Genomic DNA, 11,656 nt, shown 5'->3' with positions numbered 1-11,656 from the left:
ATCCGGTCCGCGTCGGCCAGGTCGCCGAGCACCTCGACCGCGCGGCCGTCGCCGCGCTCGTCGAACAGCAGGAACCGGCGTCCGTCGGCCGCCCAGTCCGCGTACGGGGGGCCGGCCGCGCGCATCGCCGCCGCCATCTGCGGGTACGCCTCGACGAACCAGGCCTCCGCGACCGGCTCGGGTCGGGTCGGCAGGACCAGGTTCACGCCGAGCAGCGCGGCCACCGCCACCCGGCTGGCACCTCGTCGTCGCATCAGTTCTCCCTCCGAAATGTCGTCCGGAGGGAGAGTGCGCGAAGGGGTGGGGCCCGGTCGTCGTTCCGCGGAGCCGTTCCCGCGCTGGCTCCACGGGGCTACTCGCCGGCGGCGACCAGACCCGTCTCGTACGCCAGCACCACGGCCTGGGCCCGGTCGCGCAGCCCCAGCTTGGCCAGGATCCGCCCGACGTGCGTCTTCACCGTCTGCTCGGCCACCACCAGGTCGCCGGCGATCTCGGCGTTGTTGCGACCCCGGGCGATCAACCGCAGCACCTCGGTCTCCCGGGGCGTGAGCCCGGCCAGGTCGGTGGGGCGGGGTCGGCGACGGTCCGGGCGGGCCGCGAACTCGGCGATCAGTCGTCGGGTGACCGCCGGGGCGAGCAGCGCGTCCCCGGCCGCCACCACCCGCACCGCGTGCACCAGGTCGGCCGCCGGGGCGTCCTTGAGCAGGAAGCCGCTCGCCCCGGCGCGCAGCGCCTCGTACACGTAGTCGTCCAGGTCGAAGGTGGTGAGGATGAGCACCCGCGGGTGCTGCGCAGACCGGTCGCCGAGCAGCCTGCGGGTGGCCTCCAGCCCGTCCATGACCGGCATCCGCACGTCCATCAGCACCACGTCCGGGTCGAGCCGGCGGGCGGCGGCGACGGCCTGCGCGCCGTCGGCGGCGTCACCCACCACCAGCAGGTCCGGTTGGGCGGCGAGCAGCGCCCCGAAGCCCTGCCGCACCATCGCCTGGTCGTCGGCGATCAGCACCCGGATCATCGGTCCCCGCCCTCCGCGTCGTACGGCAGCTCGGCCGTCACCGCGTAACCCCCGTCGGGCAGCGGCCCGGCGGTGAACGTACCGCCCAGCGAGGCCGCCCGCTCCCGCATGCCGGTCAGCCCGTGCCCGGCGCCTGCCTCGCCCGGCCGGGAGCCCGCCTCGGCGGGTCGCGCGTTCTGCACGCGTACCCCCAGGCGGGACGGACCGACGCGGACCGTGACGCGCACCGCGGCGCCGGGCGCGTGCCGGGCCGCGTTGGCCAGCCCTTCCTGCACGATGCGGTACGCGGCCAGCCCGACCGGCGCGGGCACCCGGTCGTCGTCCACCAGCTCGGCGTCCAGGGTGACCGGCAGCCCGGCCCGGCGGGCCGCGTCCACCATCGTGCCCAGGTCGGTCAGGTCCGGCTGCGGCGCGGTCTGCGGTCCGGCCGTCTCGCTGCGCAGCACCCCCAGCAGCCGCCGCATGTCGGTCAGCGCGTCACGGGCCGACGCGGCGATGGCGACGAACTCGGCGGCCGCCGGGGCCGGCACGTCGGTCAGCCGGTAGGGGGCGGTCTCCGCCTGCACGGCGATCAGCGACATGTGGTGGGCCACCACGTCGTGCAGCTCCCGGGCGATCCGGGTGCGTTCCTCCAGCACCGCCCGGCGTTCCTGCTCCCGTTCGCTCACCTCGGTCTGCGCGGCCAGCGCCCGCCGGGACAGCCGGTTGCGCCGGATCAGGTCGCCGACGATCGCCGACGCGCCGAGCAGCGCGAGAACGGCCGGCCGGTTGTCGGGGTGCACGAGGGTGAGCACCGGCACCGTGCTGATCGCCACCACCCACGCCAGCACCGGCCGGTCGACCCGTGCGACGACCCCCGCGAGCACCGCCACCGAGCCGAGCGCCAGCGGCGGAGTCCACGGCCACGGCTGGTCGGCCGGCGCGTTGAACGTGCACACCAGCAGGGCCAGCACCGTCAACCGCCAGGCCAGCAGCGGACGCCGGGGCAGCGCCAGCAGCGGCGCCACGGTCATCGCCGCGAACAGCACCGCGATCGGCGCCGGCAGGCCCCACTCGCTCTCCACGGCAAACGTGATCCAGAAGAGGCCGAGCGCGGCGAGCAGCCCGACCGGGGCTGCGTAACGGGCCACCCGGGGCCAGCGGGCCAGCAGCGGTCGGCCGACCGGCGCGTCCGGGCCCAGCAGGGTCTGCCGCAGGGCCCGCAGGGCCGCGACGAACGGTTGCCGGTTCACCACCGGGAGGCTACGGGCCGGCACCCCCGCGAGGCGTGCCACCAGGGGTTGATCCCGGTGTCGTACCCCGGTGTGACGCGGCTCCCGTTAGCGCTTACCTGTCGGTAACGCCTAGGCTCCGACGCGTCCGTGCTGACCATTCGCAAGGGGGAACAGTGGCCCGTACCGTGCTGGTGACCGGGGGCAACCGGGGAATCGGCCTGGCCATCGCGCAGGCCTTCGCCAAGCAGGGCGACCGGGTGGCGATCACCCATCGCAGCGGCGACGCGCCGGGAGGGCTGTTCGGCGTACGGGCCGACGTCACCGACGCGACCTCGATCGACGCCGCGTTCACCGCCGTGGAGGCCGAGCTGGGCCCGGTCGAGGTGCTTGTCGCCAACGCCGGCATGACCGACGACACGCTACTGCTGCGGATGTCCGAGGAACAGTTCACCGGTGTGGTGGACACCAACCTCACCGGCGCGTTCCGGGTCGCCAAGCGGGCGTCGGGCAAGATGCTGCGGGCCAAGTGGGGTCGCATGATCTTCATCTCCTCGGTGGTCGGCCTGTCCGGCGGGGCCGGCCAGGTCAACTACGCCGCCAGCAAGGCCGGCCTCGTCGGCGTGGCCCGCTCGATCACCCGGGAACTGGGCAGCCGCAACATCACCGCGAACGTGGTGGCGCCCGGCTTCATCGACACCGACATGACCGCCGGCCTGCCGGACGACCGCAAGGCGGAGATCCGCAAGTCCATCCCGGCCGGCCGGATGGCCAGCCCGGACGAGGTCGCCGCCGTGGTCACCTGGCTGGCCTCGGACAGCGCCGGGTACGTCTCCGGCGCCGTCATCCCGGTCGACGGCGGCCTCGGCATGGGCCACTGACCCTTTTCGACTACGGAGGAAACCCTGCATGTCCGGACTGCTCGCCGGTAAGCGACTGCTCGTCACCGGTGTCATCACCGACGCCTCGATCGCCTTCTCGGTGGCGAAGCTCGCCCAGGAGAACGGCGCGCAGGTCGTGCTCACCGGCTACGGCCGGCTCTCCCTGGTCGAGCGGATCGCCAAGCGGCTGCCCGAGCCGGCGCCGATCATCGAGGTGGACGTCACCAACACGGAGCACCTCGCCGGCCTCGCCGACCGGGTCCGCGAGCACGTCGACGGCCTCGACGGCGTCGTGCACTCGATCGGCTTCGCCCCGCAGAGCTGCCTGGGCGGCGGCTTCCTCGACGCGCCCTGGGAGGACGTGGCGACCGCCCTGCACGTCTCCACCTTCTCGTACAAGTCCCTCGCGATGGCGGCGCTGCCGCTGATGTCGCCCGGCGGCGCGGTCGTCGGTCTGACCTTCGACGCGACGAAGGCGTGGCCGGTCTACGACTGGATGGGCGTGGCCAAGGCCGGCCTGGAGTCCGCGTCCCGATACCTGGCGATGCACCTGGGCAAGCAGGGCATCCGCAGCAACCTGGTCGCCGCCGGGCCGCTGCGCACCATCGCCGCGAAGTCGATCCCCGGTTTCGACCAGTTCGAGGAGGCCTGGGCGCAGCGGGCGCCGCTGGGCTGGAGCCTCACCGACCAGGAGCCCGCCGCGCGGGCCTGCCTGGCGCTGCTGTCCGACTGGTTCCCGGCTACCACTGGCGAGATCGTGCACGTCGACGGCGGCTACCACGCCGTCGGCTCCTGACGCTCCCGCGACGACGCCCCCCGACCACCGGACGCGTGAGCCCACGCGTCCGGATCAGGGGGCGTCGCCGGGCCGCCCCGGCCGAGGGGACAGAATGGACCCATGTCGTACGACGCGGTGGTGCTGGTGTCCTTCGGTGGGCCGGAGCGGCCCGAGGACGTGATGCCGTTCCTGCAGAACGTGACCCGTGGCCGGGGTGTGCCGCCCGAGCGGCTGGCCGAGGTCGCCGAGCACTACCAGCACTTCGGCGGGGTGTCCCCGATCAACCAGCAGTGCCGTGACCTGCTGGCCGCCGTCCGCGCCGACTTCGCCGCGCACGGTCTCGACCTGCCCGTCTACTGGGGCAACCGCAACTGGGATCCGATGCTCGCCGACACGGTGACGCAGATGCGCGACGACGGGGTGACCCGGGCGCTGGCGTTCGTCACCAGCGCGTACGGCGGGTACTCGTCCTGCCGGCAGTACCAGGAGGACATCGCCGCCGCCCGGGCCGCGGTGGGCCCGGACGCGCCGGTGATCGAGAAGCTGCGCCAGTTCTGGGACCACCCCGGCTTCGTCGAGCCGCACGTCGACGCGGTCCGGACCGCCCTGGATCAGCTCGACCCGGCCAAGCGGGACAGCACCCGACTGGTCTTCACCGCCCACTCCATCCCCAGTTCCATGGCGGCCAACGCCGGCCCGCACGGCGGCCGGTACGAGGCGCAGCTGCGCGAGAGCGCCCGCCTGGTGGCCGCGGCCGCCGCCCCCGACCTGCCGTACGACCTCGTCTGGCAGAGCCGCTCGGGCCCGCCGCACGTGCCGTGGCTGGAACCGGACATCAACGACCACCTGACCGCGCTCGCGCAGGACGGCACCACGAGCGTGGTGGTCAGCCCGGTCGGGTTCGTCTCCGACCACCTGGAGGTGGTGTGGGATCTGGACACCGAGGCGCTGGAGACCGCCAAGCAGCTCGGTCTGGACTTCGTCCGGGCCGCCACGCCGGGCACCGACCCGCGCTTCGTGACCATGGTCCGTGAGCTGGTCACCGAGCGAACCGACCCGGACGGCGCGCAGCTGCGCCGTCGACTCGGCGACCTGCCGATGTGGGACACCTGCCCCACCGTCTGCTGCGTGCCGACCCGTCGCCCCTGACCTCTGAGGATCATCATGCATGACCGCAAGCCCGTGCAGAGCTGGCTGACCGACATGGACGGCGTGCTGGTGCACGAGGGCCAGCCGGTGCCCGGCGCGCCGGAGTTCGTCAACCGGCTGCGCGCCTCCGGCAAGCCGTTCCTGGTGCTCACCAACAACTCGATCTACACCCCTCGCGACCTGACGGCCCGGCTCAGCCGGATGGGCCTGGACGTGCCGGAGGAGTCGATCTGGTCGTCCGCGCTTGCCACCGGGCAGTTCCTCGCCGACCAGCGGCCCGGCGGCACCGCGTACGTCATCGGGGAGGCCGGGCTGACCACGGCGCTGCACGCCGTCGGGTACGTGCTCACCGACTTCGCGCCCGACTACGTGGTCCTCGGTGAGACCCGCACCTACAGCTTCGAGGCGATCACCAAGGCGGTCCGTCTGATCAACGACGGCGCCCGCTTCATCTGCACGAATCCCGATGTGACCGGCCCGTCGGTGGAGGGCGCGCTGCCCGCCGCCGGCTCCGTCGCGGCGATGATCTCCAAGGCGACCGGGGTGGAACCGTACTTCGTCGGGAAGCCGAACCCGATGATGATGCGCTCCGCGCTGAACACCATAAACGCGCACTCGGAGAGCACCGCCATGATCGGTGACCGGATGGACACCGACATCCTGTGCGGCCTGGAGGCCGGGCTGGAGACCATCCTGGTGCTCACCGGGATCAGCAGCCGTACCGAGGCGGAGCGCTACCCGTACCGCCCGTCGAGGATCATCAACTCGGTCGCGGACCTGCTCGACGAGGTCTGACCGACCGGATCGAGTGGCTACGGGTCAGGGGCGCAGGGGGGCGTTGCAGGCGGCCACCAGCGCCTGCCGGCAGGCCGCGGTGAGCGGTCGCAGCGCCGCGTCCCGCTGCTGCGCCTCGTAGTTGTTGATCGCGCCTCCCGGGGCGGCGTGCCCGGCCAGCGCCAGCACCCGGTCGAGCACCGCGGCGCGGGCGAACAGCCGGCGGGCCCGCGGGTCGAAGCCCGGTGGCAGGTCGGTGGCCCCGTCGGGGCGGCGCAGCGCGGCCAGCGCGCCGGCCAACTCGGGCCGCCACTGGGCCACGTCGAGGCGGGTCAGCGCGGCGGTCGTCTCGGCCAGCGCGGCGGCCAGCTCGGCCTCCGCCTCGGCGGCGCCGGGCAGCGCGAGTGAGGCTGTGTGCGCGTTGGCCGGAAGCGGATAAACCCGCCAGAGCACCGTCTCGAAACAGTCCCCGGAGCCGGAGGTGTGCGACCGCACCTCGGGGATCAACCCGAGCCCGCCGGCCACCACCGCCTCGCCGGTGACGAGCGCCGCGCCGGCGAAGTCGCCGGGGCCGGGCAGCCCTCGCGGGTCACCCGGCGCGGGCAGCACCAGACGGATCTCGTCCGGTGAGAGCTTGGCCAGGGTGGGCAGCGCGGCGCCCAGCGGGACGTCGGTCCAGGTGCCGGGGGCGTCCGCGACGAGGTGCTCCTCCTCGCCGGCGATGGCGTCGGCGACCTCGTCGTACGGCACCAGCCCGGCGCGCCACGCGCGCACCCAGGCAACGAACCGGCTCGACCGGCGCGGTGCGACTGTCGCCGCGCCCGTTGCGGGGGTGGACATGCCGAAAGGGTACGTGGTCATCGCCGGCCCTGTCTCGACTGCCGCTCCGGCCGCCCGCCCTGCCCCGAACTGCCCTCTTCGCCCGACCCAGCCGGCGTCGATCATGGCGTTGTGGTGGGCGGTACCTGCCGATTGTGACCCTTCTGCGGGGCGCCGCACACTCCATGATCGACCGAGCGGGACGGTGGGTGGGGTGAGGCGGCGTGTTGGTGGTGGGGTTGGTGGTGCCCGGGGCGTTAGCGTTTCCGGCATGGCGGGGCGATACGGCGAGGACGTGTTGGCGGGGGACTGGCGGCGGCGGAAGGTCACCCCCGAGGTGGACGCCGAACCCGACCTCGTGGTGGAGGACGCCGACTCCGGGTTCTGCGGAGCGGTCGTCGGCTTCGAGGCTGGCGCGGTGGTCCTCGAGGACCGGCACGGTCGACGGCGCAACTTCCCGCTGCTACCGGCGGCGTTCCTGCTCGACGGTCGCCCGGTCACCCTGCGCCGCCCCAGCCGCGCGCCGGTGCCGGCGGCCCGCCGACGTACCGCGTCCGGTTCGGTGGCCGTGGACAACGTCCGCGCCCAGGTCGCCAAGGCCAGCCGGATCTGGGTGGAGGGCATCCACGACGCCGCGCTCGTCGAACGGATCTGGGGCGACGACCTGCGGATCGAGGGCGTGGTCGTGGAGCCGCTGGACGGCATCGACGCCCTCGACGCCGACGTCCGCGACTTCGGCCCCGCACCGACCCGGCGACTCGGCGTACTCGTCGACCACCTGGTGCCGGGCAGCAAGGAGAGCCGCATCGTGGCCCGGGTCACCTCGCCGTACGTGCTGGTGACCGGCCATCCCTACGTGGACGTCTGGCAGGCGGTCAAGCCGGCGGCGCTGGGTATCGCGGCGTGGCCGGTGGTGCCGCCGGGGCGACCGTGGAAGGAGGGGGTCTGCGCGGCCCTCGGGGTGGCCGAGCCGGCCGACATGTGGCGGCACATCCTGTCCCGGGTGAACAGCTTCGCCGACGTGGAGACCCCCCTGATCAACGCCATGGAACGCCTCATCGACTTCGTCACCGAAGCCCCCTGACCGCCCGATCCGTCCGGCGGCGGGTCAGGGGACCTCGTCGGGGCTGCGCGTGAAGACGAACGTGGCGATGTCGATCGCCACCGCCCGTCCGCTGTCGTCGCGCCGCACCGTCAGGATCTCGCCGTTCTCCGGGCCGGAGCGTCCCCGCCAGCGGTCCGTTCCCTCTGCGGTGAACCGGCTCACCCGCTCACCGCGTACATGGGCCACCAGGTCACCCGCGTCCCAGCTCAGGTCCAGCGAAGTGCCCATCCACCACCAGCGGCCGGTCAACTCGGTCAGCTCGGCAGCAGGCGTGGCGGTGGCCGGTCGCCACGGCTGCGGGAACGCCGGCTCGGCGTCCAGCACGGCGGTCAGCAGCCGGCGGCCGAGCCCGGTGATCGGGAAGCCGTACGAGTTGGCGAAACCGACCACGGCGGTACGGGTCGGCCGGTGCACCGTGAGGGCGGCCACGTACCCGGGCATCGAGCCGCCGTGCCCGACGTACACGCGCTCGCCGTCCCGGTAGAGCTCCAGCCCCAGGCCGTGCCCGCCGCTCCAGGAGTCGAGATCGCTGATCACCACGGGGGCGCACATCTCGGTGAGCGTCCCGGCGGCCAGCACCGACGGGTCGGGGTCGGCGAGGAAGGCCGCCCACCTGCCCAGGTCCTCGATCGTCGACCAGAGCTGCCCGGCGGGGGCCATTGCGCCGGTGTCGGTGCGGGGCTCCTCGCGCAGCGTGCCGTGCCAGGGATGCACGACGTAGCCGCGGGCGTACGGCTCGGTGGCCGTGTACGTGGTGCGGCGCATTCCCAGCGGGCCGAGCAGCCGTTCGGTGAGCAGGTCGGCCCAGGGCATTCCGGTGAGCCGTTCGAGCACTCCGCCGAGCAGCCCGTACGCCAGGTTGGAGTAGTGGTACGTGGCGTGCGGCGGGTAGGCGATCTTGTCGGCGGTCACTCCGGCGAGCAGGGTGCCCAGGTCGATGCCCGACGCCCGTTCCCACCAGTCGCCCTCGGGTTCGCGTTGCATGCCGCTGGCGTGCCCGAGCAGTTGACGCAGGGTGAGCGAGCCGACGTCGGTGCCCGGCAGGTGTTTCTCCAACTCGTCGTCGACGCTGAGGCGGCCGGCGTCGCGCAGCTGCATGATCAGCGTCGCGGTCATCGTCTTGCTGATCGATCCGACCCGGTACTGCAGGTCGGTGTCCGGGCGGGGGTGCTCGCCGGCGGCGGCCAGGTGGACCAGCGTGCCGTCGCGGACCACGCCCAGCACCAGTGACGGGGTGTGACCGTCGATCTGCGCCTGGGCGACCTGGTTGTCGATCTGTCGGGCGGTCGCGGGCAGCAGGGTCACGGGGATCTCCTCGTTCGGCCGGCGGATTCGGTGGGCGGCGGTCGCTTCGCCGAGCCTACTGATGATCGCGGGTGGGCTGCTCGTGCATCAACGTGTCACCCTTACGGTGTGGACGCCGTGGTGTGGATCGTTTTGGGTGTGGTACTGGCGGTCGCCGAGATCTTCACGACGACCCTGTTTCTCCTCATGTTCGGGGTCGGTGCGTTCGCCGCCGCGGGCGCTGCCGCCCTGGGTGCCCCGGTGGCCGTGCAGGCGCTTGTCTTCGCGGTGGTGTCGGCGCTGAGCCTGGTGGTCGTCCGCCCGGTCATCCGACGGCACAGCCGGTCCGCGCTGGAGAGCGGCGAGCATCCGTTCGGTGTGGAGGCGATCGAGGGTTCCACGGCGCTGGTGCTGGAACGGGTGGACGCCGAGCACGGCCTGGTCAAGATTGACGGGGAGCTGTGGACGGCCCGACCGTACGACACGACGCAGACTTTCGAGCCCGGTCAACGGGTTCGGGTGATAAAGGTCCGGGGCGCGACAGCCCTGGTGTGGCAGGACGATGTTTCTTCCGCCGGCGAGCTGCCGGAAGCGAGAGGGTGAACGGATGACGGTCATCGGTGTGCTGATCATCGCGGTGGCGTTGATCGCCGTGATTACGCTGGCCAAGGCGGTGCGGATCGTGCCGCAGCAGCGCCAGGACGTGGTAGAACGGCTCGGTAAGTACAAGCGCACCCTCAGCCCCGGCCTCAACCTGCTGGTGCCGTTCATCGACGCGGTGCGTACCAAGGTCGACATGCGCGAGCAGGTGGTCAGCTTCCCGCCGCAGCCGGTGATCACCTCGGACAACCTGGTGGTCTCGATCGACACCGTTCTCTACTTCAAGGTGGTCGACTCGGTCCGGGCCACGTACGAGATCTCCAGCTTCCTGCAGGCCATCGAGCAGCTGACCGTCACCACCCTGCGTAACGTGATCGGCTCGCTGGACCTGGAGCGGGCGCTGACCAGCCGGGACGAGATCAACAGGCACCTGTCCGGCGTGCTGGACGAGACCACCGGCCGCTGGGGCATCAAGGTGACCCGGGTGGAGATCAAGGCGATCGAGCCGCCGGCCAGCATCCGCGACTCGATGGAGAAGCAGATGCGCGCCGAGCGGGACCGCCGCGCGGCGATCCTCACCGCCGAGGGGCACAAGCAGTCCCAGATCCTCACGGCCGAGGGTGAGAAGCAGTCCGCGGTGCTGCGCGCCGACGGTGACCGGCAGGCCCGGATCCTGCAGGCCGAGGGTCAGGCGAAGGCGATCCGGACGGTCTTCGACGCGATCCACCAGGCGAACCCGAGCCAGAAGGTGCTCGCCTACCAGTACCTGCAGGCTCTGCCGCAGATCGCCCAGGGCAGCGCCAACAAGGTCTGGATCGTCCCGGCCGAGCTGACCAAGGCGCTGGAGGGGATGGGTGGCGCCCTGGGTGGGCTGAGCCAGATGGTGGGGGATCTTCCCGCGCCGGAGGCGGCCGACCACGCGAGCCAGGTGGAGCGCGAGGCCGCGGAGGCCGCCCAGGCCGCGGCGGCCGCCGCCCAGCAGATCCACGACGAGGTACGCGTCGCCGAGGCGCAGGCCACCGGCGGCAACAAGCCGCAGGGGCTGCCCGCGCCGGAGCCGGTCTCGCCGGACAGCCTGGTCAACGACCCGACCGACGAGCGCGAGCGCGGCTGATCAGTACCCCCGGCCGCCCCGGCGGCTAAATACGAGAAATGCTCATGGGGCGCTCCGACGCCTGCCACGATCGGTCCTAGGACGGGTGGTGACCAGGCAATCGGGGCGCCCCGGCGCGTCTCGCACCGCTCGCGGACGAGCGAGGTGACGCATGAAGGATCCGGCGAATCGGATATGGTCCTCGGACCCCGTGCCCGGCGCGCACGACCCGGTCGCCCCGCTGGGCTCCCGGCGCAGCGGCGGCGGATTCGGCGTACTGCCGTTCGTCGGTGAGCCGACCTCGGCCGGCCCGGCCACGAACGCCAGCTGGGCCTGGTCGATACGCCGGTTCGCGCGGGCCGCGGTGTGGCTGCTGCCCGCGTACGCCGTCCTCTACGGCGCGGTGGCGATGGCCAGTGACGGCGGGGTGGGCAACGACCCCTATCCGGCCGACGGCCGCGCGGCGTACCTGATCGGCTGGGTGGCCGCGGTCTGGCTCGGCCTGCTCGCGCTGCTGGCGCTCACCGGGCTGCTGGCCGCGACCCGCAGCCGCCGGGTGGCCGCCGCCGGGCTGCTGGTGAGCATCGCCGGCACGGTACTGATGCTGCCGTTCGCCGGGCTCGCCGAGCAGACGCCGGTCTTCGGCACCACGGCGCGTTCGCTGGTGCTGGTCGGCGCGACGTTCTACAGCGCGGGCTGGTTCCTGACCGGGTGGGCGGTGGCCCGGTCCGGCGCGTTCAGCCTGGGTGACGGCGTCATGCTGATCATCGCCGCGCCGCTGCTCGGCCTCGGAGGGGCGCTGATCGGCTCACTCCAGACCTTCGGCGCGATCTTCGTGCTGGTCGCCGGAATCGGCATCGGCTACCGCTCCGGCCGCCTGATGCCCCGCGAAACCGCGAATGACGCCGCCACCGCCAGCCTGACCACCCCGACCCCCTGACCCACCC

The 11,656-nt window shown here is 72.8% G+C and carries 12 protein-coding genes and 1 pseudogene; 8 read left to right on the top strand and 5 right to left on the bottom strand.

The features are described 5' to 3' along the window. The 3 genes and pseudogenes from FHG89_RS30190 to FHG89_RS30180 all read right to left on the bottom strand — a co-directional run. Positions 1-254, bottom strand: a pseudogene (locus FHG89_RS30190) (alpha/beta hydrolase); the annotation flags it as partial. Between the two features lie 98 nt (positions 255-352). Next, on the bottom strand, positions 353-1,015 hold the full coding sequence (locus FHG89_RS30185; RefSeq protein WP_139587787.1) for a response regulator: 663 nt from the start codon (positions 1,013-1,015) through the stop codon (positions 353-355). Next, positions 1,012-2,247, bottom strand: coding sequence for a sensor histidine kinase (locus FHG89_RS30180; RefSeq protein ID WP_139587786.1), 1,236 nt, complete (start codon positions 2,245-2,247; stop codon positions 1,012-1,014). Before FHG89_RS30180 ends, FHG89_RS30185 begins: the two co-directional genes overlap by 4 nt. A 155-nt stretch (positions 2,248-2,402) precedes the next feature. Between FHG89_RS30180 and fabG the strand changes: the two genes are divergently transcribed. From fabG to FHG89_RS30160, 4 genes are all read left to right on the top strand, one after another. Next, positions 2,403-3,107, top strand: a complete 705-nt coding sequence (gene fabG, locus FHG89_RS30175; RefSeq protein WP_139587785.1) for a 3-oxoacyl-ACP reductase FabG — start codon at positions 2,403-2,405, stop codon at positions 3,105-3,107. A gap of 28 nt (positions 3,108-3,135) precedes the next feature. Further along, on the top strand, positions 3,136-3,903 hold the full coding sequence (fabI, locus tag FHG89_RS30170) for an enoyl-ACP reductase FabI (protein ID WP_139587784.1): 768 nt from the start codon (positions 3,136-3,138) through the stop codon (positions 3,901-3,903). 102 nt (positions 3,904-4,005) lie between these two features. After that, positions 4,006-5,034 (top strand): ferrochelatase, encoded by a 1,029-nt coding sequence (locus FHG89_RS30165; RefSeq protein WP_139587783.1) that lies wholly within the window; start codon positions 4,006-4,008, stop codon positions 5,032-5,034. 15 nt (positions 5,035-5,049) lie between these two features. Continuing rightward, positions 5,050-5,829 carry an HAD-IIA family hydrolase gene (locus tag FHG89_RS30160; RefSeq protein ID WP_139587782.1) on the top strand — a complete coding sequence of 260 codons (780 nt, stop codon included), beginning with the start codon at positions 5,050-5,052 and terminating at the stop codon, positions 5,827-5,829. A gap of 24 nt (positions 5,830-5,853) precedes the next feature. On the opposite strand, the gene FHG89_RS30155 is transcribed toward FHG89_RS30160, so the two are convergent. Next, positions 5,854-6,648 (bottom strand): hypothetical protein, encoded by a 795-nt coding sequence (locus FHG89_RS30155; RefSeq protein ID WP_139587781.1) that lies wholly within the window; start codon positions 6,646-6,648, stop codon positions 5,854-5,856. A gap of 250 nt (positions 6,649-6,898) precedes the next feature. Between FHG89_RS30155 and FHG89_RS30150 the strand changes: the two genes are divergently transcribed. Then, positions 6,899-7,711 carry a DUF3097 domain-containing protein gene (locus FHG89_RS30150; protein WP_139587780.1) on the top strand — a complete coding sequence of 271 codons (813 nt, stop codon included), beginning with the start codon at positions 6,899-6,901 and terminating at the stop codon, positions 7,709-7,711. A 24-nt stretch (positions 7,712-7,735) separates the two neighbouring features. Here FHG89_RS30150 and FHG89_RS30145 read toward each other — a convergent pair whose 3' ends face one another. Beyond that, a complete protein-coding gene (locus FHG89_RS30145; RefSeq protein ID WP_139587779.1) occupies positions 7,736-9,037 on the bottom strand; it encodes a serine hydrolase domain-containing protein in 1,302 nt (433 codons plus the stop codon). A 108-nt stretch (positions 9,038-9,145) separates the two neighbouring features. Between FHG89_RS30145 and FHG89_RS30140 the strand changes: the two genes are divergently transcribed. From FHG89_RS30140 to FHG89_RS30130, 3 genes are all read left to right on the top strand, one after another. Then, positions 9,146-9,619: an NfeD family protein gene (locus FHG89_RS30140; protein WP_139587778.1), complete on the top strand. Its 474-nt coding sequence runs from the start codon at positions 9,146-9,148 to the stop codon at positions 9,617-9,619. 4 nt (positions 9,620-9,623) lie between these two features. Further along, positions 9,624-10,730 (top strand): SPFH domain-containing protein, encoded by a 1,107-nt coding sequence (locus tag FHG89_RS30135; RefSeq protein WP_139587777.1) that lies wholly within the window; start codon positions 9,624-9,626, stop codon positions 10,728-10,730. 151 nt (positions 10,731-10,881) lie between these two features. Continuing rightward, on the top strand, positions 10,882-11,649 hold the full coding sequence (locus FHG89_RS30130) for a hypothetical protein (RefSeq protein ID WP_139587776.1): 768 nt from the start codon (positions 10,882-10,884) through the stop codon (positions 11,647-11,649). Positions 11,650-11,656: the final 7 nt, after the last annotated feature.

Origin of the sequence: Micromonospora orduensis, from assembly GCF_006228125.1 — a bacterium.
Lineage (GTDB): Bacteria > Actinomycetota > Actinomycetes > Mycobacteriales > Micromonosporaceae > Micromonospora > Micromonospora orduensis.
Note: the sequence above shows the minus strand (reverse complement) of the source record. Positions and strands in the feature narration are given on the sequence as shown.